Here is a 23615-nt window from a genome sequence, read left to right as displayed (position 1 = left end):
CGCTTACTCGAGACCCGTGAGCAGGACGCGGCAGGCGAGGTGCAGCGGAAGGCGCTGGTCCGGGTCCTCGGGATCGAAGCCGAGCGCGCGGATGCGCTCCAGACGGGCGGAGACCGTGTTCCGGTGGACGCCCAGGATCTCCGCTGCCTCGGACGGGGCCGCGCCCTGGTCCAGCACGACGGCCAGGGTGCGCAGCAGTGCTCCGTCCCGGTCCGCGCGGAGCAGTGGCGCCAGCACCACCTCGGCCGGGCGCCGCAGCGCCGCCGTGGGGAGCGCGGCCATCAGTTGGGCCGGCCCCATACGGTCAGCTCGGACCACGGAGCCGGGCACGGCGGCGACCGCCGCCGCGGCCCGGGCATCGGTCAGTGCCGCGCCGAGGGTGTCGGCGCCGGTGGCCGGGCCGGCCACCCCGCCGGAAACCGGAAGGCGATCAGCGATGGCCCGAACGGCCGCGAGCAGCTGTGTCTCGCCCTGTCGCAGCCACACCTCCGGGCCCGCGTCCGGAAGATCGGCCGCCGCGGACCGCCAGGACACCCAGCCGTCCTCGCGGGCGACGAGCGGCCCGCCGACGCCGTACTTGGCCCACAGCGCACGCAGCGCCGGTCCTGGCTCGATCCCGGTGCCCGGGTCCGCGGCCAGTCGCAGGGCGAAGGCGACCATCGGGCCGGACAGCGACCAGCCGAGTGCCGCCGCCTCGGTGCGGATCCGGTCGCGGGCTCCTTCGTCCTGCTCCGGGGAGGCGTGCGTCAGCTGATCCAGCAGCAGTTCGCTCCGTCGGGCCAGCTGTTCCTCGCCGAGGCGGCGGGTGGCGGACCATGCGGTCAACGCGGGGACCGCCAGCCGCAGCACCGTCTCGACCGTCGTCGCCCAGCCCGGCTCCTTCGAACGGGAGTCTGCGACGAGTACCACCAGCGGCCGTCCGTCGGGCCCCGGCACCTCCAGCCGTACCGCGTCCGCGGAAGCGAGCGCGGCCTGCCGCCCGGTCAGCATCCCGCCCATCGGATCGGTGAGCGCCACCGACGTGGCGGGCAGCACCGCATGCAGCGCCGCCAGCACGCGTTCGGCGTGCGGCCCGGCGGCGGCGAGCCGCTGGGCGGCCTGCGCCAGCAGCGCGGTCCGCCCGGCGTCCGGCCGGGACACCGCGGAAGCGATCCGTACGGCGCCCTCCAGTGCGTCCTCGCGGATCAGCAGCAGCGGCACCCCGAGCCGGTCCGCGAGGGCCCCCGACGGATGCGCGGCCACCGCCGCCTCGGGTACGACGACGCAGGCGGCCGCGTGCTCCCAGGCCTTGCGCAGGGCCATCTCCACGACCCATCCGGTCCGGGCGAGGGTGTCGGTGAGAACGACCGCGGTGTGCGGGCGCAGGTCGTCGAGTGCCTCCCGCCGGTCGACGATGCGCACGTCCAGGACCTCGCCGCCGCTTCCCGCCGCGCCGAAGATGCGGATGCCGGGCAGCGGGCCGTACTGGACCAGCTCCGCGACGGTCATGGGCGCGGGCAGGTCGGGCCGTCTCACCACGGGGTTTCCTCCGGTCCTTCGGTGTCCCCGTCCGGAGAGGTGTCCCCGTCCGGGGCGGGGCCCAGCAGGATGAGGCCGCCGGCGGCGGCCAGTCGGCGGCCCCGTGTGGAGTGCCAGGCGGGTGCGGCGGGGATCACGACGATCTCCACGTCGATGCCGGGCACGGCACGTTCGACGTCCAGCACGCGCTGCTCGGCCGCCGACAGCATCAGGATCTGGTCGGGCGCGGCCGCGACAGGTGCGCCGTCGGCGAGGACCAGCAGCACCTCGTTGTGCGCCTCCAGCCGGAACCGGCGGTGCAGGCCCTCGGTCTCGGAGACGACCACGCTGGTCGGCCGGGACGGCAGCGGCGCGCCCGCAGCGGTGTCCGGTCCCGGTGGTGCGGGGTGCTCGACGGCGGTGATCCGCCCTACTGCCAGCCTGCGGGGCCGCGGCTGCCACGGCGCGAACGGGTCGCCCTGGGGTGGACGCCCCGCCGCCAGGGCCCGGCTCACGGTGCCCGGGACGACGGTCGCGGCCAGCCGCTCGCCGTCCATGGCGTAGCAGGCGGCGACGGCCCAGCCGCCGGCCGCGAGGACCAGCGGCCGTACCAGCTCCTCCACGCGGCTGCCGGCCGCGTCCAGGACGACCACATCGCCGGCGGGCGTGGCCAGGGCGACCGGTGCGACATCGATCCCGGCGATCGTGAACGTCGTCTGCTCCAGCAGCGGGAGCACCCGTCCGCAGCCGTCCCCGTCCACGAGCGGCAGCCCGCATGACGCCGCCGTGACGACGGAGAGCAGGGCGTTCTCGGCCGCGGTGTTGAGCGCGACGACGGCGTCCGCTGTCCGGCCCAGGCGCCGCTCCAGCGCCCGTACGGCCCGGCGCGGCTCCTCTCCGGTGGGCAGGTACTCGGCGAGCGCCGCCGAGGATCCGACCAGGCTGACGGTCACGCACATCCGTCCGGCACCGAGCGCCCCGGCTCCGATCAGCGGCACCGGCCCGTGCTCGCCGATCGCTGCCCGCGCCCAGTCGAGGCTCGCCCGGTGCGAGGAGTACTCGGCACCGGCGGCGAGCACCAGCGCCCCCTTCGCGAGATCCTCCAGCCGCGCGGCGTCGAGTAGGGTCCTCGCCTCGGAGGTCATGGGCGCCGACCCGGCAGGCACCGCCGACGGCCGCTCATGACGGGCGTCCCGTGGGGCTGCCGAGGGCGCGGGCACGGATGCGGTGCACCCCCTCCGGCAGGTACGAGACCGGGGTGTGCGTGGTGAAGTCGATACGGACGGTGTCCGGGGCGGCGCCGGCCGCGACGGCCCTGGCCAGGGCCTGGTCGCCGGCGAGGCCGAGGAGGCGATCGAGTTCGGCGCTGCCGCCGGCGACGGCGACCTGGTCGACCTCGGCGACGATCTCGCAGCGGGCGGCTCCGTACGCGGCGGCGGCGATCGCGGCCGCCGGATCCGGGGTGCGGACCGGTACGAGCCAGGGGCCGCCGCCCGCCGCGAGCAGCACACCGCCGGGGGCCCTCTGCTGGACCCTGGCCACCAGGGCGGCGACCTGCTCGGCACCGGCCTGCGCCAGGTCACCGCTGGGGAGGACGTCGGCGCGGATCCGGTCCAGGTCCAGGTCGACGCCGCCGAGGCCGGGGCCGGCGTCGGAGCGTTCCACCTCGCCGTCGGTGACGCTCACGCACCGGAATTCCGCCGCACCGGCGTCCACGACCACGGCGCGCTCCGCTCCGGCCGCGAGCGCGGCGCCCCGCGCGGCGCTCGCGGTGGTGGAGGCGGTGGCGAGGATCGGGTAGCGGCGGAAGTACGCGGCGCAGACCAGTCCGCCGGTGTTGCGGGCCAGGTGCAGCGGCGCCCGGACGCCGCCGGCCCGCAGGGCGCGTTCGGCCGTGTCGGTCAGGCACACGGCCCACGGTTGCAGGGCGGCGTTGAGGACGGCGGTGTTCTCGCGTTCCCTCAGTCCCGATCGGCCGGTCTCGTGCGACAGGGTGATCTCCGCGCCGGGCACGGCCTCCGCGATGGCCTCGGCGGCGGCGAGTTCCGGGTCGGGCCGGGTGAGCGCGCCGGCCGCCGCGACGGCGAAGGCGGCGACGCCCTCGGTGGCGGCGCGCCGGGCGAAGTCGGTGACGGCCGCCCGGTCGAGCGGGGCGAGCGGCCGCCCGGTCAGCGCCGAGCCGCCGCGTACGACCCGGCTGAGCGGGCCGATGGCGCGGGCGGCCCGCTCGGGCCAGCCGGCGAGCGGCCCGAGAGCCGGATGACAGGGTGGGGAGATCCGCAGGACGGCAACCGGCCGGAGCCGCAACGGGCCCCGCTCCAGATCGGTGGTGAGGCCGACGGCGTCGACCTCACCGATCCGGTCCTCGGGCAGGGCGGCGAGCACCGCACGCAGGCAGTCCGCGAGGCCGGGAACGCTGTCCACCACCGCGTGCGCCACCGGGTACCCTCCCGGCTCGACCAGCACGGCGACGGTGGTGGCGCGCCCCACGTCCACTCCCAGCCTCACCCGCACCATCCTGTCACCGTCTGTCCCGGTATGTCACTCCAGATCCCTGCCCTCGGTCTCCGGCAGCGGCACGGCCACGACGAGCGCCACGACCAGGAACGCGGTGATGAACAGCACCGTGGACGAGAACCCGGTCGCCCGGGCCAGCAGGTAGCCGACCACCGACGGTGCGACCGAGGTGGAGATCAGCTGAGCCGCGGTCGCCCAGGAGTAGCCGGTGCCGCGCAGCGCGGTCGGGTAGAACTCGCCGTTCCAGGTGTTCCAGACGCCCCACGCGCCGAGGCTGAAGAACGACAGGGCGAAGTTGGCGACGTACAGCTCGGTCAGCGTGCTGGAGTAGGCGAACAGCACACCGCTGACCGCGGAGGCCGCAACGTACGGCAGGAAGACCTTCTTGCGGCCGAAGCGCCCGGTCAGGTACGACGCCGAGACGTAGCCCGGGATCATGAACAGCGCGCTCAGCGCCACGAAGCCCAGGCTGCTGGACATGCTCAGCCCCTTCTCCTGCAGCAGCGTGGGCAGCCAGGTCTGCAGACCCCAGTAACCCCAGTTGAAGGCGAAGTTCACGACCAGCATGAGCACGGTGATCCGCAGCAGCCGACCCCGCAGCAGCGCCAGGGGGTTTCCGGCCCGTTCGGGCTCGACGACGGCGAACACGGTGCCCTCCGGGACCTCGACCCCGAGGCCGAGCAGGACCTCCCGGGCTTCGGCGTGCCGGCCCCGGCCCGCCAGCCAGTACGGCGACTCGGGCACCCAGGCCCGGATCGCGAACACCCACAGGCCCGCCAGCGCGCTGGCGATGGCCACCACGTGCCAGCCCATCCCCGACAGCGCCTGCGTGACCCCCACGGCGGCGAGCACCCCGATCGGCCATCCGATCGACAGGTACACCGCCGCCCGCCCGCGCACCTGGGCAGGCAGCAGCTCCATGAAGTACGGGAAGGTGATCGTGTAGATCCCGGCCAGGGCGATCCCGGACAGCACCCGGCCGGCCATCAGCGTCGCGAAGTTCGGCGAGAACGCGCTCGCCAGCGCCACAGCACCGTACGAGCCGAGGCTCCACAGGCACACGGCCCGCCGCCCGATGCGGTCGGCGACCGGCCCCCACACCAGCGAGCCGGGAATCATGCCGAGGGCCACGGCCGACAGCAGCCAGCCGATCCGGCCGGCGTCGATCCGGAAGGCGTCGCCCAGGTCGGACGATACGTAGACCAATGCGAGCTGTTCCCACGATTCGATGACGAAGGCCATGAACAGGGCGAGGGCGATCATCACGTGGGCCCGCCCGAACGGCATGCGTTCGAAGTAGGCGCCCACGGGCTGGGCGCCGGCGTCCCCATCCGGGACTCCGGCGACTCCGGACTGTACTGAGACTGCGCTCATCGGCTGCCCTCCTGGCACTGGTACCGACAGGCACACCGTCGGACGCGGTGTGAATGCGAGGCACCATAAACAGGGCACCACAACCGGAACCGTGCTCCGGGCACAACCGATGGACTCCCGAGTGTGCCCACGGCACAGGCGGCCGAAGCGGCGACGGCGAAGGGAGCACCGCGCCCTGGACGAGGATGCCCACCACACCGCCGGGGACCGCCCCGGCACCTGCCCTCCCGACTCCTGTGCCCGGGCGGCGCGAGCCTCCGAGGACGGCGGGGCGATCAGTTCTGCCGGCCCGCGGGGTTCGCCGACTCCGGGTTCTGATCGCGCGGGCGAACGCGGACGACAAGGCTCGGCGAGCCTGCGTGACGGAGCCGTTCAGACTTCACAGGGGTCTGCCGGGCTCCGGCACCGTCCGCCGGCCCTCCACAGCCGCTTGCCCCGCGGGGCGACCATGGAGGTACACGCACGGCCGCCGCAGCCACTCGGAGGAAGTGAGGCAGATGGCTGTCATCTCCACCATGGTTCCGCTCGGGACGCCCGCGCCCGATTTCTCGCTGCCCACGATCGACGGCCGGGCCGTGGCACGTGACGACTTCGCCGCCGCACCGGCCCTGCTCGTGGCCTTCCTGTGCAACCACTGCCCCTATGTCAGGCATGTCGAGCAGGCCTTGGGCCGGCTGGTCGACGAGTTCCCGGACCTGGCAGTCGTCGGGATCTGCAGCAACAGCCCGGCCGTCGCGCCCACCGACGACACCGACGGGCTGCGCGCCCAGGTCGTGCGCACGGGCTGGACCTTCCCCTATCTCGTCGACGTCGACCAGTCCGTCGGCCGGGCGTACCACGCCGCCTGCACACCGGACTTCTTCCTCTACGGCGCCCGTCGGGAGCTGGCCTACCGGGGTGCCATGGACGAGTCCACACCCGGCAACCAGGAACCGGTCACCGGCGAGCTGCTGCGTGAGGCCATCGGTCTGGTGCTGGCCGGCAAGCCCGTCCCGGAACCTCACCGGGCAAGCATGGGCTGCTCCATCAAATGGGCCTGACCAGCGGGCATCCATCAGCCTGATCGGCAGCTACAACGTGCACTTCGTCGCCCCCGGTACCACCGACCGCGACATGCCGTGCGGCCCCACCGCCTCCTGAAGTCCCGCTACCACCGCCCAAGCGCCCAGATCCGGCAGCACGGCCGTTTGGTGCGGCCGGATTCCCCGTCTACTGTCTCGCCCGGGAACGACCCGCGCTCTACCTCCCGCTCGGTGCCCGGTTGGCGGCGATCAGGTCGCGGTACCAGGCGTACGAGGCCTTGGGCGTCCGCCGCTGCGTCTCGAAGTCGACGTGCACGAGACCGAATCGTTGATTGAACCCCTCGGCCCGTCGAACAGGCTGTCATTGTTCGGACCCGTCGATCACTCCTGCCGACATCGCGCCGCTTCTCAGCCACCTGCACCGCCTCCGCGAAACAGCTGCCCGGCACCTTGAGTACGACGCCCTCGTCCCGGAACAGACCCTCTCGCACTCAACGAGCGCATCCACCAGTCACTCAACGCGGTCCACCACGCCGCGCGCCTGCGGCACTGCCTCCACGAAGAGTTTTCCAGGCGGAAGCTGAATCCTTTTCCTGGCTGGTGGCTCTTATGGTCGAACGGCTGTGAGGGCGTGTTGGAGGAGGTAGATGTGGTCGTTGTCAGCATGGTGCCGCGTTGCAGTGCTGGTGTGCAGTCGCGTGGCGCTCCTGGGGCTGCGACCGGAGCCAAGTCGCTCACCGAAGTGGCTGTTCCCTCGGCTGCGGACGACGGGCCGGGAGGCCGGAGACCGAACGTGTGGCCGCTGCTGTCGCATGGTTGCCCGATGAACAGTGTCGTGTACTGATCACGCATGACGTCCGGGGTCCACCAGAAAAGACCGGTGCCCAGTCGCTCAGGCTGATCACGACAGCGGTGATGTCGCGGCCGCACGGCGTGCGCCGCCGTGCATGAGCACCTGAACACCCGCCCCCGGGGAGAACGCCTCACGATGCACAGCACCTCCGACAGCGCGTTGAGACACGCCGAGCCCGAGATGGACGACGGCGCGTTCGCAGCAGGCGCCACGGCTGCGGCACCGTCGCAGGCGGCGCCCGCCCGTCCCGCACCGTTGGCACCCGCGCGCAGGTGCCGTCCGCGTTCCGCGCCCCTGTTCCGCAATCGATCGAACACCGAGAGGCCCCTCATGATCCTTTCCTCACCCTCCCGTGCATCCCGAGGGGTGCTGCTGGTGCACGGCGCATGGCACACCGGTCACGCTTGGGACGGCGTCGCGGCCGGGCTGCGGGCACGTGGTGTCGCCGTGGCCGTCGCCGAGCTGCACCGTGGATCGCTGGCAGCCGACATAGCCGCGGCCGAGACCGCACTGGACCAGCTGCCCGAGGGCGGCCCCGCCATCGCGTGCGGTCATTCCTACGGCGGAGCCGTCATCACCGGCCTTCCGCCGCACAAGACCGACCACCTCGTGTACCTCGCCGCGATGATGCCCGACCACGGCGAGACCGCCCTCGGCCTTCTCGCCGGTGCACCGCCCACCGACCTGGGGACCAGCATGATCGGTGACCCTGCCGGAACCACGACGATCGACCCGAAGGCAGCGGGAAGACTGTTCCATGCCCAACTCGGCGAAGAAGAACGTGCCCGCCACACCGCCGAGCTCGTCCCTCAACTGATGGCCCCCGGCCATCAGCCAACGACCAGCGCCGCCTGGCACCAGCGGCCCAGCACCTACGTGGTCTGCACCGAGGACCGCGCCATGCACCCAGACCTGCAACGCCGATTCGCCGCTCGCGCAACCCGCGCGCTCACCTTGCACAGCGACCACGGAGTCTTCGCATCACACGAAGAAGAGACCATCGGACTACTCCACCAACTGGCCATCGGAGGCCGCCTCACCCCGGCCGACTAGGGAGTGTGTTTCGAGAGTGCGCTGGTGAGCACGCCCGGCCAGGGCGGTCATCCCTCGTCATCGCCCCCGCTGGTGTCACTTCACGGATCCGGCCATCGCTCCCTGGATGAAGAACCGCTGGAAGCAGAGGAACACCCCCACGGGGACCAGGAGGGACAGGAACGCACCGGGTGCGAGGATGTCCATGTTGCTGCCGAACTGCCGCATCTGGGACTGCAGGTAGACGGTCAGCGGCTGCGAGTCGTTGCCGGCGAAGATCAGCGCGACCAGCATGTCGTTCCAGACCCAGAGGAACTGGAAGATGCACAGCGAGGCGACGGCCGGTGCGGCGAGCGGCAGGGCGAGGGTGCGGAAGATCCGCCACTCCCCGCAGCCGTCCATCCGCGCCGCCTCCAGGAGTTCGGCGGGGATCTCCAGGAAGTGGTTGCGCATCAGGAACACGGCGAACGGCAGCCCGTAGCCGACGTGAAACAGCACGACGCCGGGGATGGTGCCGAACAGCCCGACGGCGCCCTCGAGTTTGGCGACCGGGATGAGCCCGACCTGGACGGGGACGACCAGCAGCCCGACCACACCGAGGAAGACGGCGTCCCGGCCGGGGAAGCGCATCCAGGCGAAGGCGTAGCCGGCGCCCGCGGCAAGGGCGACGGTCAGCAGGGTTGCCGGGACGCTGATGAGTACGGTGTTCCACAACGCCTTGGGGACGTCGCCGCCGCCGAGCAGCGCGGTGTAGTTCTGCAGGGTGAGCTGGGCGGGCTCGGTCAGTGCCGTCCACCAGCCTCCGGTGGCGGCGACCTGCTTGGGGCGCAGCGAGGAGACCAGCAGGCCGACGGTGGGCACCAGCCAGGCGACGGCGGCCACGATCAGCACGGCTTGGACGACGCCGCTCCGGGTGAGGGCGGCGAGCCGGGTCGTTAGCGGCAGCGCGGGCCGGCCGGCGGGCACCGGTGCGGGCACGGTGGTGGCGGCGGACGGGGCCGCCTGGGTGGTGGTCATGCGCGGCTCCCTCGGAAGCGTCGGACGTTGAGGAGCATCACCGGGACGACGAGCAGCAGCAGCAGGACGCTGAGTGCGCTGCCGAGGCCCTGGTCGTTGCCGCCGCCGAAGGAGACCAGGTAGAGCCGGAGCGCGAGCACGCTCGCGTCCTGCTGCACCGGTCCGGGCGCGATGATGTACACGAGGTCGAAGATCTTCATCACGTTGATGACCATGGTGATGAACACGACGCCGAGGACCGGCGCGAGTTGGGGCACGGTGATGCGGCGGAAGATCTGCCATTCGCCGGCACCGTCGATCCTGGCCGCCTCGATGGTCTCGCGGGGTAGGTTGGCGAGGCCCCCGGCGATGATGACCATGGCGAAGCCGGCCCAGATCCAGATGTAGGCGCCGATGATGGCTGGGGTGATGAACGCCGGGCCGAGCCAGTCGACGCCGCGGTAGGGGGCGGCGAAGTTCGCGGCCGGCATCACCACCGAGGTGGTGGCGGACGGGGCCGCGCCGAACCGGAAGGTGCCGTCGTCGGCGGTGGTGGTGGTGTCGACCGTCCTTCCGCCGTCCCGGAGTTGGACGGTGACGCCGGGCAGGCCCTTCTTCCCGGCGTCCAGCCGGCCGGGGTGGCCGCCGCCGCCCGGGACGAAGTCCAGGAACACCGTGCCGCTGACCCCGTCGCCGCCGGCCGGCTCCTGGGCCGTCCGGGCGGTGGCCGGGAGCGCGGCGGGCTGCACGCCGACCAGCGGCAACAGCACGACGCGCGTGCTGGTGGGCGCCGTGACGTCGCCGCCGCCCTGGGCTTGGTCGAGGCCGCCGCCGGGGCGCGGGTGGGCGCCCGGGTAGGTCGGCTGGTCGTTGAAGGTGTCGTGGACGGCGACCGCGGCGGCGTTGAGCACGCCGCGGTGCGGGTCCGCGTCGTACACCGTGCGGAAGATGATCCCGGCGGCGAGGAAGGAGATCGCCATCGGCATGAAGACGAGCAGCTTGAACGCGGTGGCCCAGCGGACCTTCTCGGTGAGCACCGCGAACACCAGGCCGACGGCGGTCACCAGTGCCGGGGCGACGGCGACCCAGATCGCGTTGTTGCGCACGGCGGTGAGGGTGGCGTGGTCGGTGAAGGCGGTGCCGTAGTTGTCGAGACCGACGAAGCGGTGGCCGGAGGCGTCGAAGAGGCTGCGGGCCACCGAGTAGCCGATGGGGTAGACGACGAGGGCGCCGAGCAGCAGCAGGGCGGGCAGGACGAAGAGCAGGGCGAGGCCCCGGTGGCGCCGGAGGGCGCCACCGGATGCCCGGCCCCTGCGGGGTGAGCGCAGAGACATGGTGGATCAGCCCTTGTAGGCCTTGGCCGCGTCGGCTTCGAGCCTGGCCGCGGCGCCCTGGACGTCGGAGGGGTTGGCGAGGAAGTCCTGGAGGTCCTTCCACTCGCCCTGGCCCGCGGTGCCACCGAACGCGGCGGGGGCCTGGTCCGACATGTCGAAGCGGAAGGTGTCGCCGGCGTCGATCACCGACTTGGCGAACTGCCGGGTGGTGTCGTCGGGGTAGACCGAGGGGTCGACGGCCTTGTTGGGCGAGATGAAGCCGCCGGCCTTGGCCCAGACGGTCGCAGCCTCGGGGCCGGCCAGGAACTCGACGAACTTCTGCGCGGCCTCGGGGTGCTTGGCGCCCTTGAGGACGACTGCCGCGTCGCCCGCGCCCATCACCGGGGCCTTGCCGCCGTCCACGGCGGGGAACGGAAACACCTTGGCGTCGGTGCCGACCTGCTTCTTCAGCTCGGAGGCGATGACGCCGCCGACGAAGTCGCCCTCGTGGGTCATGGCGGCCTTGGGTTGTGTTCCGAAGACCTCCTGGACGGAGGTCGGGAAGTCGGTCTGCAGGGCGCCCTGCCCGCCGCCGGCGACGAGTTGCTTGTCGCCGAAGACCTTGCCGAGGGTGGTCAGGGCCGTGAGGACCGACGGGTCGGTCCACGGGATCTCGTGCCGGGTGAGCTTGTCGTAGAGCTCGGGTCCGGCCTGGGAGAGGTAGACGTTCTCGAACCAGTCGGTGAGGGTCCAGCCGGCTTGGCCGCCGACCGAGAAGGCCGGGGTGCCGGAGTCGGAAAGCGTCCGGCCGGCCTTCAGCAGGTCGTCGAAGGTGGCCGGGGGCTGGACGCCGGCGTTCTGGAAGGCGGTGGGGCTGTACCAGACGGTCGACTTGTCGGCGGCCTTGAAGTAGAGGCCGTACTGGGTGCCGTTGACGGTGCCGAGGCTGGACCAGATGCCGGCGTAGTCCTTCTTCGCGGCGTCGGTGACGGCGGGCGAGAGCGGCGCCAGCCAGCCCTTCTCGGCGAACTGCCTGATCACGCCGGGCTGCGCGACCATGACCACGTCCATCGGGTCGCCACCCTCGATCTTGCTGCCGACCACGGTGGAGAGGTTGTCACCGGTGGAGGTGTAGCTGACGGCGGCGCCGGTCTTCGCGGTGAAGGCGTCCAGCACCTTCTTGAAGTTCTCCTGCTCGGTGCCGCTCCACACGGCGGCGACGGTCAGGGTCTGTCCCTTGAGTTCCTGGGTGGCGGAGTCGGCGGCGGTGCCGCCTCCCCCGCTGCCGCAGGCGGTTGCGGTGGCGGCCAGCACGACGGAGGCGGCCAGGGTGGGAAGAGCGCTACGGAGTCTCATCGTCGAGTCTTCTTCCGTGAGGGGGTGGGGACTTCGTTATGTGATGAATGGTCAGATACCGCTGACAGCAGTGGGATTGACCCACCAGGCGGCGGTGTCGGGCTGCAGGAAGTCGTCATCGCACGGACCGCTGGCCAGCAGGGCCGGGCCGACGACCGGGGCCGGCGCGGGGGTGTCGCCGAAGTTGACGGCACACACCAGGCCCTCGCCGCGGACGAACGCGAGGACGCCGGGCGGGGTCTCCAGCCACCGCAGCGTGCCCTCGCCGAGCTGCGGGAGTTCACGGCGCAGTTGGAGGGCGGTGCGGTACAGGTGGAACACGGATCCGGCATCGGCCCGCTGCCGCTCGGCCGTGTGGGCGGCGAACGAGGCCGGCTGCGGCAGCCACGGCGCGGCCGGGCTGTCCGGCGGGCTGAAGCCGAACGGGGCCTCGGCGCCCGACCAGGGCAGCGGTATCCGGCAGCCGTCGCGGATCCCGGTCCGGCTGCCGGTGCGGCGAAAGATCGGGTCGGTGATCAACTCATCTGGCAGGTCGAGGACTTCGGGCAGTCCGAATTCCTCGCCCTGGTAGATGTAGGCGGCTCCGGGCAGGGCCAGCATCAGCAGGGCGGCGGCCTTGGCCCGGGCGGGGCCGGAGGCCGGGTCCTCCCCCGCGAACCGGCTCACCGTGCGGACCTGGTCGTGGTTGTTGAGCACCCAGGTGACCGTCGATCCGGTGGCGGTGATGTCCCGCACGGCGTCGTCGATGACCCGGTGGAAGTGCGCGAGGTCCCACGGCGCGTGCAGCAGGTGGAAGAAGAATGCCTGGTGCAGTTCGTCGGGGCGCACGTACAGCGCCTGCTCGGCCGGCGTGGGCACGGACGCCTCGCCGACCAGTAGCCGCTGCCGGCCGTCGCGGACGGTGTACTCCTCGCAGATCGCGCGCCACCGGCGCCAGACCTCGTGCACCTCCGGCTGGTTCCAGGCCAGCGGGTTGACCGAGTCGCGGGTGCGCTCGTCCACGTCCGGGTCGGGCGAGTCCGGCAGCTCGGGGTGCTTGTACAGTCCGGCCGCCACGTCGATCCGGAAGCCGTCGACACCGCGGTCGAGCCAGAACCGCAGCACCTCCTCGAAGTGGGCGGCGACGTCGGGGTTGCGCCAGTTGAAGTCGGGCTGCTCCGGAGTGAACAGATGGAGGTACCACTGGCCGGGCCGGCCGTCGGCCTCGGTGGCCCTGGTCCACGCCGGGCCGCCGAACATGGCCCGCCAGTTGTTGGGCGGCAGCTCCCCGGCCGCGCCGCGCCCGTCGGCGAAGTGGAACCGCGCCCGCTCGGGGCTGCCGGGGCCGTTGGCCAGCGCCTTCTGGAACCACGGGTGATCACTTGAGCAGTGGTTGGGGACGACGTCCAGGACCAGCTTGAGGCCGAGCAGTCGGCAGTCCGTCACCAGGCGGTCGAACTCGGCGAGGTCTCCGTAGACCGGGTCTACGGCGCAGTGGTCGGCGATGTCGTAGCCGTGGTCGTGCTGGGGTGAGACGTAGAACGGGTTGAGCCAGACGCCGTCGGCGCCCAGCCGCCGCACGTGGTGCAGCTGTTCCCGGACGCCGGCGAGGTCGCCGACGCCGTCGCCGTCGGTGTCACGGAAGCTGCGCACGTAGATCTGGTAGATCACGGCGTCGCGCCACCAGGCGGGGGCGGCGGGGGTGGTGGGGGCGTGCGAACGAGCGCGCGGCAGGGTGACCGCGTCGCCGTCGGGGAGGGTGGGGTTGGGCATCTCGCTACTCCAACGGTTATGCATTCGCGTTAGGTATAGCAGGCAGATGCCAGCGCTGTTAAGCCCTTGTTTGATGGAGTTTTCCAGGAGTTACGAGACGACATGCCTGATCAGTCATAGATACGTGTTAGGTACTTGCGGGTAGGGGCCCCGCGAAGCAGGGGCTGAGCGCCCCCGGGTCGTCCTCGGCGTCGGCTCAGCCGACGATGGCGCGCAGGTCCGCGGCCAGCCGGGGCAGCGCCGCCTCGGCGGTCCGACGGCCCGACACGACCTCGAACGCCGTCTCGCTGAACGCGAGGCTCAGCTGCTGGTACTGCGGCACGCCGGGGCGCGCCCCGGCCGCCAGGATCGCCGTGCGCAGCACGGGCAGGTACGGGAACCGGGCCGTCAGGTCCGGGTCCGCGTAGAGGTCGGCCCAGACCGGCGGCAGCCCGCCGTCGGTCAGCACGCGGTACTGCGCCCGGCGGCTCGTCAGGTAGCCGATCAGTGCCCGGGCGGTGCGCTGGCGCCGGGAGAACCGGCTGACCGCCAGGCCCGAGCCGCCCAGCACACCGCTGCCGGGCCCGTTCGGGCCGGGCAGCGGCACCACGCCGAACCGCCCCTCCACGGGGGACCCGGCGGCGCCGACCGCGTGGTAGACGTACGGCCAGTTCCGCAGGAAGAGCAGGCCTCCCCGGCCGAAGGCCGCGCGGGACTCCTCCTCCTGGTAGCCGAGCACCTCGGGCGGGATCCAGCCGTCGCGCACGCCCCCGGCCAGGAACTCCAATCCGGCCAGGGCCTGCGGGCTGTCGACCACCACGGTTCCGTCGCCGGCCAGCAGGTCCCCTCCGGCCGAGCGGATGGCCTCCAGCGCGTTGACGGCAAGGCCCTCGTAGGGGCTCAGCTGGCCCGCGTACCCGGACAGCCCGTGCGAGGGGGCCAGCGTCCGTGCCTGCCGCGCCAGTTCCGCCCAGGTGGTGGGCGGCTGCTCACCGGCGGCGGCCAGCACGTCGCTCCGGTAGTACAGCAGGGCGGCGTTGGCGACGAACGGCACCGCGTACAGCCGCCCGTCGTAGCGTCCGGTCCGCACGACCGGCGGCAGGAAGCTGTCCAGTGCGAAGTCCGACTCGTCCAGCGGCACGGTCCAACGCTTGGCCGCGAACTCGGCCGTCCACACCACGTCGAGGTTGAGCACGTCGAAGCGGCTTCCGCCGGCCGACAGCTCGCCGGCGAGCTGGGCGTGTACCTCGTCCGCCGCCTCGGGCAGCTCGACCAGCTCGGCGGGCTGGTCCGGGTGCTCGGCGTTCCAGTCGGCCAGCAGCCCGCGCAGGTAGCGGGTGGTGTCCCGGCCGGTGGCCAGCCTGACCGGCCCGACGCCCTCCGGGTCACCCGCCGCCTGCGCACCGCCGGCCAGGCCGTACCAGGCGGACGCGCCCCCAGCCGCGAGCACCGCCGCCCCGCCCACCAGCGCGCGCACCACGCGCCGACGGCCCGCGTCGGGCCCGGTGGGCGGCCGGTTGTCCATGGAGCTCCTTCGATCCGCCGGCACGGGTGGGCGCCGACGTACGTCCCTTTATACGGCCTCCCTGCTGGTGGGGACCCGTCTGCCCGTACTGTGTGACCGAGGTGTAACCAGCGAACAGGGACGAGAAGGAAGAGGTGACGCCCGGTGCGCCATCAGCTGCTGGCGCTGCTGGCCCGGCAGCCCGCCTACGGGTACGAGCTCAAGCAGGGGCTTGAGCAGACCTTCGGCGCGGCGTACCCTCAGCCGAACATCGGCCAGATCTATGTGACCCTGAGCCGACTGGAGAAGTCCGGACTGATCCGCGGCACCGAGGTGACGCAGGAGGGCAGGCCGGACAAGAAGGTCTACGAGATCACGGAGAAGGGCACCGAGGAACTCGCCGGCTGGTTCGAGGCGCCCACCGAGGGGCCCCGGGTCAGGGACGAGTTCTTCATGAAACTCATCCTGGCCGAAGGCACCGACCTCGCCGACCAGCTGACGCTGATCAACAACCAGCGTCGGCACTGCATCAACACGATGCGCGGACTCAACAAGCTGGCCGCCACCGAGCGCGGCAACCGGACCTCGCTGCTGCTGATCGAGGGTGCGGTCCTGCACCTGCAGGCCGACCTCGACTGGCTGGAGCGTTGCCAGGAGGAGCTCACGTGACCGGCTCGGAGCCGATACCACCGCTGCTGGCCGTCGACGGCGTGGTGCGCTCGCACCTGAGCGGCTCGACCCTGATACCGGCGGTCCGCGGCGTCAGCCTGCGGATCGACCGGGGCGAGTTCGTCGCCGTCACCGGCCCTTCGGGCGCCGGCAAGTCCACCCTGCTGCACCTCCTCGCCGGCCTGCTGCGGCCCGACGAGGGCGAGCTGTGGCTCGACGGGCGCCGGGTGGACCGCCTGCGCGAGTCCGCCTGGGCCCGCCTGCGCCGCCGGCACTACGGCATCGTCTTCCAGAGCGGAAACCTGCTCCCCGACTTCTCCGTCGCCGACAACATCGAACTGACCGCGGTGCTCGCGGGCATGTCCGGCCGCACCGCCCGCGAACGCCGCCAGGAACTCCTCGAAGACCTCGGCCTCGCCCACAAGGCCGGCGCCGGGCCCGGTGAGCTCTCCGGCGGTGAGCGCCAGCGGGTCGCCCTGGCCCGCGCGCTGGTCAACCGGCCGCAACTGCTCCTCGCCGACGAGCCCACCGGGAACCTCGACAGCCGCAGCACCCGCGATGTCCTCGCCCTGCTCAGCCGCTACCACGAACAGGGCACCACCATCGTGCTGGTCACCCACGACGCCAGGGCGGCGAGCACCGCCGACCGCGTCGTCAGCCTCTTCGACGGCCGGATCGCCGACGACGCCCGGGTGGAGGAGCCCCCGGCCGCGCGGCGCGCTGTCGGGGTCCGCGACATCATCGATTTCGGCGGGTGAGCCGGTGCCTGCCATCCTCCGCTGGATCCGTGCCGACCTGCGCTCGCACCGCCTCCACGCCCTGCTGATCGTCCTCGCCACCGGCGGCACCGCCGCCGCCCTCCTGCTCGCCGGCACGCTGCTCGGCGCCGCCGCCGACCCGTGGCAGAGGCAGTTCCATGCCGCCGGATCACCTCACATCCGGATCGACCTGCGCCCGTCCGCGCCCGCCCGGGGCAGCGCCGACGAACCCTCGGCCGCCGTGCTCGCCGGCGAACCCGGCGTACTCGCCGTCTCACCGCCCCAGCACACCGCCGAGACCACACTGGTCGGCCGACGCGCCGACGGCGCCTCCACCGCGGGCCCACCCGGCCGCACCACGCTCGTACTGCGCGGCGACAACCCGGACGCGGCCCACCCGCTGCTGCGCTCCGGCACCTGGCTCGCTCCGGACGACATCCACGGCATCGTGCTCGAACAGTCCGCGGCCGACGCCGCCTGGGCCCACCCCGGGGACCACCTGACCGTCCTCGACGCCCACGGCGGCCCCGTCGACCTCCAGGTCCTCGGCATCGCGGACAGCCCCGACCAGTTGCCCAGCCAGGCCGCCGGCTACGACCTCGGCTGGGCCCCTCCTGCCACCCTCGACCTCGTGCAGCCGGAACGGGCGGCCCAAGGACTCACCCTCGGCCTGCGGCTGGCCCACCCCTCCGACGCCGGGTACACGGCCCAGCGGGTGGTCAGCGTCCTCGGCGCCGAGCGGGTCTCCCGGATCACCACCTGGCTGGACGCGCGGGCCGCACGGCAGCAGGACAACCGGCTGGCCGGCCTGCTGCTGGGCCTCAGCGGACTCGCCGCACTGCTCGCCGCCGCCCTCGCGGTGGCCGGCGCGGCCGGCGGGCGGATCCGGGCCAGGACCGGCGACATCGCCCTGCTCAAGGCGCTCGGCTTCACCGCCGGCCAGGTCGCCTGGATGTTCATCGCCGAACAGCTTCTGCTGGCCGGCGCCGGAGTGCTGCTCGGCGCCGGCGGGGCCGCGATCGCCGTCCACACCGTACCGGCCCTCGGCGGCGGGACCGACGCGCTCCACGGGCTTGTCCCCGGCGGCACGGCGACCACCGGCGCCGTGGTCGCCGCCGCGCTCCTCGCCGTCGGGGCCGCCGCCGCACTGCCCGCCCTGCGGGCCGCCCGGGTCGCCCCCGTGCCCCCGACCGACGGCACCCGGCCACCCGTCATGACGGCCCGGCCCGTTCGGCTCGGCCCACTCAGACGGCTGCCGCCAGCCCTCGTGTTCGGGCTCGGCAGCGTCCTGCGCCGGCGCTCGGACCTGGTCGGAAGCGCCCTGCGGCTGACCGTCCCGGTCGTCGCCGCCACCCTGGCCCTGAGCACCTGGACGACCCTCGACGCCGTCACCCGGCCCGACGGCGGCGCCACCGGCCCGTCCGTCACCGCCCGCCGCACCACCCCCGATCAGACGCCCGGCGACGGGCAGCTCGCCGGCGCCCTGGCCGCCGATGCCGCCGTACAGGGCGTCTATCCGGGCACCGAGATGCAGGCCCTCGCGCCCGGCCAGTCCGCGACGCTCACCCTCCGCGCCGTCGGCACCACCGACGCCCCGTACCCGTACACCGTCGTCGAGGGCCGAGCGATCCGCGCCACCGACGAGGCCGTCGCCGGACAAGGCGCCCTCGACCTCCTCGGCGCTCGGGTCGGCCAGTGGGTGCGGCTCACCACCGGGAGCACCCCGCGCATCCTGCACATCGTCGGACGCAACCTCGAACCGGAACACGGCGGCCGCGTCCTGTCCACCGGCTTCGACACCCTCGACCGGCCCGGCGACCCCACCCACCCCGACTTCTGGCAGCTGACCCTGCACCCCGGCCAGGACCCGGCAGAAGTCCAACGCGACCTCCCCGCCCGCGCCGGCCTCGCCGGGCAGACGGAGATCCGCATCCCCACCGGCCCGGTCACCCGGCCCGGCGCCCTGCGGGCCAGCGTGATCGGACTCCTACTCCTGCTCGCCCTCATCGGCCTGGTCGACCTGCTCACCACGGCCACCGCCGGCTTCCACGAACGCCGCCGGGACCTCGGCCTGCTCAGGGCGATCGGCCTGACTCCGGGCCAGTCCGCCGTCGTGCTCGCCGTCCGCGGGACAGCCATCGCCCTCATCACGGTCGCCGTCGGCTCGGCCGTCGCCATCCCGCTCGTCCGCTGGCTCATCGACCGGCAGGGCGAACTGAGCGGCATCGGCGCGGGCATCGCCCGCGCGCCCTCCGCCTGGACGGTCCTCGCCATGGCCGCCATCTGCGCCACGGCGGCCGCCGCCCTCTGCGCACTCCCGGTGCTGCGCATCCCCCCACCCACCCTGGCCCCGAACGGCGCCGGCCGGTAGACGTCCCGGCCCAACACCCGCTCACCACCGGTTCACTGCTCGCCCTCCCGCCCACGAGTTGTTCGGTGACGGCGTCGACGGCTTCGCGGGCTCCGGCCTTGGTGAGGTGACCCGTCCACGACCTGCGCCTCGGGGTGGAGGGGGGCGGCCGTCGTCGGGCAGGGCCGATAGGCCGGCTGCTTCGAACCCGTGCCGCATGGATCTTGTCCGGCCGTCCGACGAACTCGCGATGCAGAGGGTCGCTTCAGGCAGGGCGCTTCCGGGGCAGGCAGCGGGTCGGTGGCGGCAGGGACGAGCGGAGCGGTCCGCTCGCCCCGGCCAGTCGGGTCTCTGTGGTTCCGCCTTCGCACCGCCCACCTACTTCGTGGACCGCTTCCGATGGGCGGCGATCAGGTCCCGGTACCAGGCGTACGAGGCCCTCGGCGTCCGCTTCCGCGTGTCGAGGCTCGTTGAAAATCCCCACCCCGCGCTCGCGGTGCGACAGACCTGCTCACCGCAGTTCCCCACCCACAACAGGCCGACTTGCGACGGAGCGTCAGACCTCCGGAGTCGCCCGTCAGCCAGCCGCTCTTCGGGCCGCGAGTGGCGGGCGGCCCGGCTCGGGGCTACTGCTCGTAGATGGGCAGTCCGTCCGCGCCGCGGACCTCGATGCGCAGGTCGAACTCGTCACGCAGCACCGCCGCCTGCCCGGGTGTGGCCAGCAGGTAGTAGTCGTCGGCGCAGGCGCCGTCGCCGGGGACGCAGTGGAAGACCCGCGGGTCGTCGCCGCCCGGGACGAGGTCCGAGATGCCCTCCTCGACGGCGCCCAGGTCGAGGTAGTCGTCGGACTCCTGCTCGATCCGCCAGGACTTGGGATCGCCGTTGACCTTGAAGTCGAGATCCCGCGGCGAGCCGATCTCGCCGACCAGTTGCACCTCCGTGACGGTGACCGCGCCGCCGATCATCCGCTCCGCGTCCTCGAAGATGCCGGCGTAGGCGCCCTCGGCGAAGTCGACGTCCTCGCCGTGGGCCTGCAGGGCCACGTCGCAGACCTCGAGCACCCCGGTCAGCTCCTCGGTGCGCCGGTTCGGGTGGGGAGCTCAGTCGATCGGCAGAGCGGCGAGGCGGAGCTGCTCCTCCTCGACGAAGTCCGCCACCCGCGCGATGCTTCGGCTTCGTGTGGCAGTCCGCTGGTGGGTGGGCCGAGGCCGGCACGTCCGGTCAGGCTGTCGTCATGGCGGATTCGATGCTGCGGTGCCGGGCGGCGCCGTGCGCGAAATCGGGTACCGCTGACGTGCCCTCGCGCAGGTCGTCCAGGAACTGCTGGTAGGCGTGAGCGACCGCGTAGAGCGGCGCGTCGGCTCGGGGGTCCAGTTGCGGGACGCGAACGTACGATTCCGGCACCGTGAGGGGAGCGAGTCCGGGGGACGTTCCGCGGCCGCCTTCGAGGGTGACCGGGCTGAGCTGGAGATGGCCGATCGGGGCGGTGAGGACGAGGTCGCCCTCGGTGCCGTTGATCTCCCAGCGGAAGTTGGTGCCCCGGGACATGCCTCCGCGGTAGTGGAAGGTGGCCACCGCGCCGCCCGGCAGCCGTCCCGAGGCCACCACCTGGTCCGCGGCAGTCATGGGCACGGGATGCCCGCTCTCGGTGTCCACGGCCGACGTACGCCGCGACACCAGCTGGATCCGCAGCTCCTCGGGCTCTCCCAGGACGGACGCGAGTCCGTCGAGGGTGTGGCTGAAGGGAATGGTCAGCAGCGTCGCGCCGTTGGCGGCGTCGAGCACGTAGTGATCGCCGGGGCCGACGGTAGCGCCCCAGGCGCCGCCGGAGCCGACGACCGTCGTGGACAGCACCTCCCCCACGTAGCCGTTGGCCACGAGATCCCGTGCATAGGCGAGGGCCGGGTGCGACCGCGCCTGGAGTCCGACGACGGTCGGCACGGCGCGGCTGCGCGCTTGCTGCGCCATGTCCTCGGCCTCCGCGAGCCCGTTGCCCAGCGGCCACTCGCACAGCACGCTCTTTCCTGCGCTCAGCGCCGTCTGCACCAGTTCCCGGTGGTGCGGCACCTTCACCGCCACGACCACGAGGTCCACCTCTTCGCAGGCAGCCAGTTCGGCCGCCGTCCCGAAGGTGCGAGGGACACCGTGCTTCTGACCTGAGCGCTCCGCCGATTGTTTCGAACTGGTGCTCAGGGCCTTCAGCTCGTAACCCGGGACGGCGCGCAGGGCCGGCAGGTGAGAGCGCTCGGCCCAGCTACCGTGCGCCCCGAGTCCGATGATCCCTACTCCGATCGGCTTGTCGGACCGGACCAGCTCGGTGAGCAGTGACTCGGATGTGTTCACGATTCGCAGCCTGTTCTCTGTGTGGGTGGGCACCGGCGTCGCCAACAGTGGCCGTGGAACCGGTGAAGGAGTGACCGACCACAGGGCCCCGTCACAGGAAGCAGGGCCATGTGTCGAGCAGGCGCCGGCACAGGAGACCCGCGCCCGGTGGGTGCGGGATCGGAGCGTGTGGGTCAGCGGGTGATGCCGCAGATGGGCGTGAAGGACACGGTGGTGTCGCAGGTGCCGCGGAACATCTGGCCCGGTTTCACCGAGCATGCCGACGGAGACCATGTCGGTGGAAACCGCGAAGTCCGGCCGGCCGTCGGCGGTCAGCTCCGTGCACTTACAGACGGATTCGGGGCGCGCTCGCTGTCCAGCAGAGCCATCAGGGGCGCGGCGTAGCGGGTTCCAGCCACGGCATCGGCCGGGATGGCGTCGTCGATCGTGCGGAGGTCCGCGTCGGTCAGGGCGACGTCGGCCGCGGCCAGGGCCTCCGCGACGTGGTGGGGTCGGCGGGTACCCAGGATGGCCACGACGGTGCCGCGCTCGCGGCTCTCGGCGATGACCCAGGCGGTGGCGAGTTGCGCGACGCTGATGCCGCGCGCGTCGGCAAGCGGCCGCAGCCGTTCGACGAGGGTGAGGTTCGTGACGAGGTTGTCGGGGTGGAAGCGGGGCAGCCAGTGGGCGCGCGGGTCACCTCCGGCGGGCTGTCGGTGGGTGCCGGTGAGCAGGCCGTGCGCAAGGATCCCGTAGGCGGTGACGCCGATCCCCAGCTCGCGGCAGGTGTCCATGATGCCGTTGGCCTCGGGATCACGGCTGAACAGGGAGTATTCGATCTGTACATCGCAGATCGGGTGCACGGCGTGGGCACGGCGGATGGTCTCGGGCCGCACCTCGGAGAGCCCGATGTGCCGCACGTACCCGGCTTGGACCAGCTCGGAGATGGCGCCGATCGTGTCCTCGATCGGGGTGTCGGGGGCAAGGCGGGCGGGGCGGTAGATGTCGACGTGGTCGGTGTCGAGGCGGCGCAGCGAGTAGGCGAGCGCGTTCTTCACGTGGGCGGGACGGCCCTCGATGCCGACGAAGGATCCGTCGGGGCCGCGCAGACCGCCGAACTTGACGCTCAGCAGCGCCTTTTCGCGATCGCCGGCGCGCAGGGCGCGGCGGATGAGGTCCTCGTTGTGGCCCATGCCATAGAAATCGGCGGTATCGAGGAGGGTGACGCCCGCGTCGAGGGCCGCGTGGATCGTGGCGATGGCGTCGGCCTCGTCGGCGGGGGCGGTGTGGTCGGACATGCCGGCGCAACCCAGCGCGAGAGGGGAGACCTGCGGGCCGCCGGTTCCAAGGGGTCGGGTTTGCACGGTGCCTCCTGCGGGGCGAGAAAGGTGGACGCGGCCGACAGGGGGCTGCTGCGGGCGCAGCCACCTGTTAGCGTTGACATCTCAACACTAAGAAAAGGCGCGTTGATATGTCAACAAGGAGCGGGGAGACCGCCGCGTCGGACGAGGCCATGACCGACGCCGCGTCCGAGCCCGTCGATTTCTGGAGCGCCTTCAAGCGCGCCCACGAGGTCGTCCGAGCACGCGTGATCGCGGACACCGCCGAGGCGGCGGGCCTGTCCGAGCCGGACCTGACGATCCTCGTCAACCTCAACAAGGCCGGAGGCGCCCTGCGCCAGAGCGAGCTCGCCGCATCACTCGGTTGGGACCGCACGCGCATCTCCCACCAGCTCACCCGCATGGGCAAGCGCGGACTCGTCACCCGCGAACGCGCCGGCGCTGTCACCGTCACCCTCACCGACACCGGACGCGCGGCCATCACCGCCGTACACCCCGGCCTGGACACCGCGGTACGCCGCCACCTCACCGACAGGCTCTCTGCGCAGGAGATCGAAACACTGAGCTCCGTGTTCCGCAGGCTGTAGGCGCCGGAACAGGGCCGGTCCAGCCATCGGCTCCGTCTCACATGCGCTGGTGACGGAGGGCGACGTCAGCCGAGCAGGTCAGGGCAGCGGTCACGGCGTCCCGGTCCAGCTCGAGGCCGCGTGCGAAGGCGTACAGGTGGGGCAGGTCGGCCGCCGGCGAAGGAGCGAACGAGGCCGGCGAGGGCGGTCGTCTCCGGGCAGGAGCGGAGATCAGGGCGTCCAGGGATGGTCGCGCTGGTGGCCCTCCTCTCTTGACCGACGGTCGCACAGCCGAGGGGGGGGGGGGGGGGGGGGGGGGGGGGGTGGGGGGGGGGGGGGGTTGGGGCCCTCCTCCTGTCCCACCCCGATAAACCCGACCACCCAGAGCGGAGATACCCCCCCCCCCCCCCCACAG

The 23615-nt window shown here is 72.6% G+C and carries 18 protein-coding genes and 1 pseudogene; 6 read left to right on the top strand and 13 right to left on the bottom strand.

What is annotated here, in order from left to right; all coding sequences use genetic code 11:
* Nucleotides 1-3: 3 nt before the first annotated feature.
* The 4 genes from ACZ6NC_RS14805 to ACZ6NC_RS14790 are packed head-to-tail and all read right to left on the bottom strand — an operon-like array spanning nucleotide 4 to nucleotide 5388.
* A complete protein-coding gene (locus ACZ6NC_RS14805) occupies nucleotides 4-1518 on the bottom strand; it encodes a PucR family transcriptional regulator (RefSeq protein WP_465732593.1) in 1515 nt (504 codons plus the stop codon).
* On the bottom strand, nucleotides 1512-2642 hold the full coding sequence (locus tag ACZ6NC_RS14800; RefSeq protein WP_465732591.1) for a DUF917 domain-containing protein: 1131 nt from the start codon (nucleotides 2640-2642) through the stop codon (nucleotides 1512-1514). Before ACZ6NC_RS14800 ends, ACZ6NC_RS14805 begins: the two co-directional genes overlap by 7 nt.
* A gap of 34 nt (nucleotides 2643-2676) precedes the next feature.
* The gene (locus ACZ6NC_RS14795; protein ID WP_465732589.1) at nucleotides 2677-4005 is read right to left on the bottom strand and encodes a hydantoinase/oxoprolinase family protein; all 1329 of its coding nucleotides are present in this window, start codon (nucleotides 4003-4005) and stop codon (nucleotides 2677-2679) included.
* Nucleotides 4006-4038: 33 nt separating this feature from the next.
* Nucleotides 4039-5388: an MFS transporter gene (locus ACZ6NC_RS14790; RefSeq protein WP_465732587.1), complete on the bottom strand. Its 1350-nt coding sequence runs from the start codon at nucleotides 5386-5388 to the stop codon at nucleotides 4039-4041.
* Nucleotides 5389-5885: 497 nt separating this feature from the next.
* On the opposite strand from ACZ6NC_RS14790, the gene ACZ6NC_RS14785 reads away from it, so the two are divergent.
* Nucleotides 5886-6428 (top strand): thioredoxin family protein, encoded by a 543-nt coding sequence (locus tag ACZ6NC_RS14785; protein ID WP_465732585.1) that lies wholly within the window; start codon nucleotides 5886-5888, stop codon nucleotides 6426-6428.
* A gap of 199 nt (nucleotides 6429-6627) precedes the next feature.
* Here the strand turns inward: ACZ6NC_RS14785 and ACZ6NC_RS14780 are convergent.
* Nucleotides 6628-6756 (bottom strand): annotated as a pseudogene (locus tag ACZ6NC_RS14780) (family 1 glycosylhydrolase); the annotation flags it as partial.
* An 882-nt stretch (nucleotides 6757-7638) separates the two neighbouring features.
* On the opposite strand from ACZ6NC_RS14780, the gene ACZ6NC_RS14775 reads away from it, so the two are divergent.
* On the top strand, nucleotides 7639-8316 hold the full coding sequence (locus tag ACZ6NC_RS14775; protein ID WP_465732583.1) for an alpha/beta hydrolase: 678 nt from the start codon (nucleotides 7639-7641) through the stop codon (nucleotides 8314-8316).
* Nucleotides 8317-8391: 75 nt separating this feature from the next.
* On the opposite strand, the gene ACZ6NC_RS14770 is transcribed toward ACZ6NC_RS14775, so the two are convergent.
* From ACZ6NC_RS14770 to ACZ6NC_RS14750, 5 genes are all read right to left on the bottom strand, one after another.
* Nucleotides 8392-9312: a carbohydrate ABC transporter permease gene (locus tag ACZ6NC_RS14770; RefSeq protein WP_465732581.1), complete on the bottom strand. Its 921-nt coding sequence runs from the start codon at nucleotides 9310-9312 to the stop codon at nucleotides 8392-8394.
* A complete protein-coding gene (locus ACZ6NC_RS14765) occupies nucleotides 9309-10625 on the bottom strand; it encodes a carbohydrate ABC transporter permease (RefSeq protein WP_465732579.1) in 1317 nt (438 codons plus the stop codon). Before ACZ6NC_RS14765 ends, ACZ6NC_RS14770 begins: the two co-directional genes overlap by 4 nt.
* 6 nt (nucleotides 10626-10631) lie before the next feature.
* Nucleotides 10632-11960, bottom strand: coding sequence for an ABC transporter substrate-binding protein (locus ACZ6NC_RS14760; protein ID WP_465732577.1), 1329 nt, complete (start codon nucleotides 11958-11960; stop codon nucleotides 10632-10634).
* 51 nt (nucleotides 11961-12011) lie between these two features.
* Entirely contained in the window at nucleotides 12012-13712 is a 1701-nt protein-coding gene (locus tag ACZ6NC_RS14755; protein WP_465732575.1) for a glycoside hydrolase family 13 protein, read from the bottom strand.
* Between the two features lie 196 nt (nucleotides 13713-13908).
* Nucleotides 13909-15216 (bottom strand): ABC transporter substrate-binding protein, encoded by a 1308-nt coding sequence (locus tag ACZ6NC_RS14750; protein ID WP_465732573.1) that lies wholly within the window; start codon nucleotides 15214-15216, stop codon nucleotides 13909-13911.
* 144 nt (nucleotides 15217-15360) lie between these two features.
* On the opposite strand from ACZ6NC_RS14750, the gene ACZ6NC_RS14745 reads away from it, so the two are divergent.
* The 3 genes from ACZ6NC_RS14745 to ACZ6NC_RS14735 are packed head-to-tail and all read left to right on the top strand — an operon-like array spanning nucleotide 15361 to nucleotide 18993.
* The gene (locus tag ACZ6NC_RS14745) at nucleotides 15361-15864 is read left to right on the top strand and encodes a PadR family transcriptional regulator (protein ID WP_360217492.1); all 504 of its coding nucleotides are present in this window, start codon (nucleotides 15361-15363) and stop codon (nucleotides 15862-15864) included.
* A complete protein-coding gene (locus ACZ6NC_RS14740) occupies nucleotides 15861-16622 on the top strand; it encodes an ABC transporter ATP-binding protein (protein WP_465732571.1) in 762 nt (253 codons plus the stop codon). Before ACZ6NC_RS14745 ends, ACZ6NC_RS14740 begins: the two co-directional genes overlap by 4 nt.
* 4 nt (nucleotides 16623-16626) lie before the next feature.
* Nucleotides 16627-18993: an FtsX-like permease family protein gene (locus tag ACZ6NC_RS14735; RefSeq protein ID WP_465732569.1), complete on the top strand. Its 2367-nt coding sequence runs from the start codon at nucleotides 16627-16629 to the stop codon at nucleotides 18991-18993.
* Between the two features lie 605 nt (nucleotides 18994-19598).
* Here the strand turns inward: ACZ6NC_RS14735 and ACZ6NC_RS14730 are convergent.
* The 3 genes from ACZ6NC_RS14730 to ACZ6NC_RS14720 all read right to left on the bottom strand — a co-directional run bounded on the left by ACZ6NC_RS14730 (nucleotide 19599) and on the right by ACZ6NC_RS14720 (nucleotide 22658).
* Nucleotides 19599-20033, bottom strand: coding sequence for a hypothetical protein (locus ACZ6NC_RS14730; protein ID WP_465732567.1), 435 nt, complete (start codon nucleotides 20031-20033; stop codon nucleotides 19599-19601).
* Nucleotides 20034-20193: 160 nt separating this feature from the next.
* Complete coding sequence (locus ACZ6NC_RS14725; protein ID WP_465732565.1) at nucleotides 20194-21315, bottom strand: Gfo/Idh/MocA family protein; 1122 nt, start codon at nucleotides 21313-21315, stop codon at nucleotides 20194-20196.
* Between the two features lie 311 nt (nucleotides 21316-21626).
* Nucleotides 21627-22658, bottom strand: coding sequence for an aldo/keto reductase (locus ACZ6NC_RS14720; protein WP_465732563.1), 1032 nt, complete (start codon nucleotides 22656-22658; stop codon nucleotides 21627-21629).
* A gap of 107 nt (nucleotides 22659-22765) precedes the next feature.
* Here ACZ6NC_RS14720 and ACZ6NC_RS14715 point away from each other — a divergent pair, with 107 nt between their 5' ends.
* Nucleotides 22766-23221: a MarR family winged helix-turn-helix transcriptional regulator gene (locus tag ACZ6NC_RS14715; protein WP_465732561.1), complete on the top strand. Its 456-nt coding sequence runs from the start codon at nucleotides 22766-22768 to the stop codon at nucleotides 23219-23221.
* Nucleotides 23222-23615: the final 394 nt, after the last annotated feature.

It is taken from the genome of Kitasatospora sp. NPDC041988 (genome assembly GCF_055588525.1).
This window is presented reverse-complemented; position numbering and strand designations above follow the sequence as displayed.